We start from the raw sequence: 3,305 nt of genomic DNA, 5'->3' as shown, positions 1-3,305 counted from the left end.
CAAGATCACCGAGGCCCTGGCGGTCTCGGGGCAGGCGGGGGTGCTGACAGGCCCGGGGTCGGGTGGGGCGCCGGCGGTCGGTGGGTCCGGCGGTGTAGCGCCGGACTCGTCGCGGACAGTGGCCTCGGCGATCAGACAGTTGTCGGCCGTGGGCAAACGCGACGAGCAGAATTTCGTGCGGTGGACGAGCGAGGTGCTCGGAATCGATCTCGCGGGGGTCGGACCGAAGTCAGACTTCTACTCGGTGTTGCGCACCTTCAGCCAGCAGTTGGCGGACTTGAAGCTCGACCGCATCCCGAACGGACTGCGCGGGTGGGCGGCCAGCAGCCTGGCCGCCGAGCTCCGCCTGGGTGACGCGTCGGAGTTCAGGGAGTTGTTTCCGTATCCGGAGGTCATGTCCGAGCAGCGGCGAGAGGACCTGCACCGGAACTGGATCGACAAGGTCGCGAACCACCAGAACGGCGATTACGACGTCGCGCCTGTGGTTGTCCGTATCCTGGCCCGGCAGTTGCCCCAGCTGCGCATCTACCAACCGTTCGGCGCCCCGGACGGCATCGGCCCGGAGTCCGATGCTGGTGCCATCCGGTATCCGTTCGTCCTCTACGATGGCGCCTTCTACCTCGGCCAGCTACCTGACCCAGCCGATGCCGCACTCGCTGGCCGCCTCGCCGAGGGCCCCGAGCGGACGTCAATATCGGACGACGAGAAGCAGCGACTGGATGGACTGTTCGACCAGGCACTCGGTCTGCTGCAGGCGCAAATCAACGAGGCGGAACAGGACCCTCGTCCGGCCAGCAGACACTGGCCCGCCCTGCGGGAAGCGTTCCAGCGTAAGCTCGCGGTCATCCGTCAACGCCCCGAATCGCCCCAACGCCAGGCCGACATCCTGACAGAACACCGCCGGTACCTCTATCACATCCGCCGGACCAGCGGCTGGAAAGACGAGAGCCGAAGGCCTCAAACGGGTTGGTTCACCCATTACGTCACCGTCCGGGTCCAAGGTAAACAGAATGCACAGTTGATGATGGAGGTGGGCGGCAAGGTTCTGCGTATCAGCTCGCTCCACTCCATCTCCATCCTGGGCGACACGATCCCTGTCGATTTCTGGATGGACGGCGAAGATGTCGTCGCTGAGGCCAGAGTCCCGTACACCGCGCCCGACGGAACCGAAACCTTCATGTACCAGGAGTTCGCCACCAGACTCACGGCGGCGGATCTGACCAGGCTGATGGAAAGGGCGGCGGAGGCCCGGCGGTCGAAAGTTGAGTCGGCGATCGGGCAGTTGTCGGCCGGGGAAACCCGCAGCGAGTTGGCGGCATTCGAGCAGTGGGCGCATTCGGTTTTCCACATCGATCGCGCGGAGGGCGACGCGGGGCCGCTCGACGTCTTCTACGGGACGGTGTTGAAAACCCATGGAGAGCTGTTGGCGCAGGCGGGCGTCACCACCGTGGCTGAACTGGGCGTGCTGGTGGCCCGCCACCTGGACGCCGACCTCCGCCGGGGCGAGCAGTCGATGTTCAGAGCATTTCTCCCTTATCCGGAGAATCCGGAGAACATGTCCGAGCAGCGACGGGAGACCCTGCACCGGCACCTGCTCAACAAACTCGTACACCGCCAGCCCGGCTATCCCGACGTTGTGCATGTGGTTCCCCACATCGTGGCCTGGGGGTTGGGTCTGCCGATGGAGGCCCACCACCCGTTCGGTGCCCCGCACGTCATCGGTCCGCCGTCCGATGACGGCGCCAAACCGCAACCAGTCGTCTTCTTGAACGGCGCCTACCACCTCGGCCAGCCTCGTGACCCACACGATGCCCGCATCGTCGAGGGTTTCCCGTCACCGACGGCCCTCACCGAACTGCGCCGACTGGATGCCGTGTTCGACGAGGCGCTCGATGTGCTGAAAGCCGAAGTCGACGCGGCGGAACAGAACACGACGAACCGCCACTGGTCGCTTCTGCGGGACACATTCGATCGGAACCTCGCGGCCGTCCGTCAACGCCCCAGCTCCCTTCGCCGGCACATCGAGGTGCTCGAAGAGCACCGCCGATACGTCGACGCCCTCCGCGAGGACAGCAAGTGGGAAGACGAGAACCGTTGGAACCTGCAAGACCCATTCACCGTCCCCGTCCCCGTCGAGGACATCGGGGGTCGCCCATATCTTCAGTTCCGGGTCGGCGACAACGACGTGTTCCTCGAATATGTCGGTCGGGTCGCCGTCGCGGGCGACAGGGTCGCTGTCGTTGTCGGAAAGGTTGATGGCGAAGGTCTCAGTATCGCTATCGCCAGAATCCCGTACACCGCGCCCGACGGCACCGAGAGGTTCGTCTACCAGGAGTTCGCCCGCAGGTTCACCGACAGCGAGCTGGCCGAACTGCGGAGCATGGCAGCCGGCCCGGTGTGGGAGACCGCCGATCGGTGGAAGTTCGGCAATCTCTACCACATCACGGTGCCGGTGAGCGAAAGCGGAGTATTTAATAACATCACCTTCGGCGGCCAGAGAGTCACGATTCCACCGGTCGAGGTGGCTGACGGGCTTCCGCCGGTCATCGCCGCGGAGTTGAAGGAGGGGCGTTTCCGGCTCGGGTACGGGATGGATGGTCAACCCCTGGCGGTCCTGGAAGCACCGGCCGGAAGGAACGGCACGGGAGCGCCCCTGTACCTGGAGCTGTCCTCGCCGCCGCCCACCGCTTACGACATCGAGTGGCTGCGCACGCTGGCGCTGTGGGAATCAATCGAGCCGCCGCCGCTTGTCGACGAAGTGTCCATCGATCTCGTGATGCAGGAGGACAAGCGGACGCCCCACCCGCTGCCGCTCGCGCTGGGTGGGGACAACTCGGGCAGGACGTTGGACGGGCGGGAGGTGGATCTCTCCCCTGGGACGGAGGTCGCCCTGCGGGTCGGCCGATTCTTCCGGCTGGAGGAGCCGAACGTCGTCACGAGTGTCTTCGCCGCGGTCAAGGCGCCGTTGGCCGACCGGTCCGGATACGCCCACCGGCTCATCGACACGAACATGTCGAACGAGTGGTTCGACGAGTTCAAGAAGCAGCGGGAGAAGACCGACAGCGGCAAACGCCCAGCTGTGCCGGAATGGCCGGCGGGGCCACTCGAAAAGCGCCCGCGCACCGGGCCCGGGGTGCCTGGCAGCAGCGGCGACCCGACCAGGCAGCGTCCGAGCGCCGGGGATGGGCCGGGCGCTGGGGGTGGGTCGTCGTTGCCTGGTGGTGCGGCGGCGTTTGAGTGGGGTCGTGTGGGGGGTGGTTCGTTCTCGGGTGGTGGGAAGGGTGTGTTGCCGTCGGGGTGGGCGG

Annotated in this window: 1 pseudogene; it reads left to right on the top strand. The window is 66.1% G+C overall.

From position 1 onward, the window contains the following. Positions 1-148: 148 nt before the first annotated feature. Positions 149-3,305: pseudogene (locus ACZ6Q9_RS34140) on the top strand (hypothetical protein); the annotation flags it as partial.

Source organism: Micromonospora sp. NPDC049139 (genome assembly GCF_055586845.1).
The sequence above is the reverse complement of the archived record's forward strand: the minus strand, read 5'-3'. Positions and strand labels throughout refer to the sequence as shown.